Annotated in this window: 1 protein-coding gene; it reads right to left on the bottom strand. The window is 75.3% G+C overall.

The features are described from left to right. Positions 1 to 611: beta-ketoacyl reductase (locus tag PUR71_RS06550; RefSeq protein ID WP_329925377.1), on the bottom strand; the 611-nt coding region annotated here is incomplete at both ends.

Below are 611 nucleotides of genomic sequence, written 5' to 3'. Positions count from 1 at the left end.
GGTCGTGGAAGTCCCGGTCGGCGGCGACGGCCTGCGGTGAGGCGTGGCCGAGGACGGCGGCGGCCTCGGTGCGGACCAGGTCGACGACGTGGCGCAGCCGGTCCGCCTCGCGCAGCTCGTGGAGCCGGGCCGCGAGGGCGGCCACCGCACCGGTGCCGCCGCCGGCGGACTCGGCTGTGCGGCGGGCGCCGCGGACCAGGCCGCGCAGCAGCGCGGGCACGCTGCCGGGCATCCGGGCCGGGCCGGTGGCGCGGCCGATGGGGACGAGGTAGGGCTCGTCGATCCCCATGGCGGTGTCGAGCAGGGCGAGGCCCTGTTCCTCGGTGAGGGGCGGGACTCCGGTGGCGCGGATGCGGTGCAGATCGGCTTCGGAGAGCGTCCCCGTCATACCGGCGGTCGGCATCCAGGCGCCCCAGCCGAGGGACTGGGCGGCGAGGCCCTGCTGACGGCGCCAGACGGCGAGCGCGTCGAGGTAGACGTTCGCTGCGGCGTAGTTGCCCTGGCCCGCGCTGCCCATGACGCCGGAAATGGAGGAGAAGAGGACGAAGGCCTTGAGGTCCTGGTCCTTGGTCAGCTCGTGGAGGTTCCAGGCGGCATCGACCTTGGGGCGC

The organism is Streptomyces sp. SP17BM10 (genome assembly GCF_036322405.1).
GTDB lineage: Bacteria > Actinomycetota > Actinomycetes > Streptomycetales > Streptomycetaceae > Kitasatospora.
This window is presented reverse-complemented; position numbering and strand designations above follow the sequence as displayed.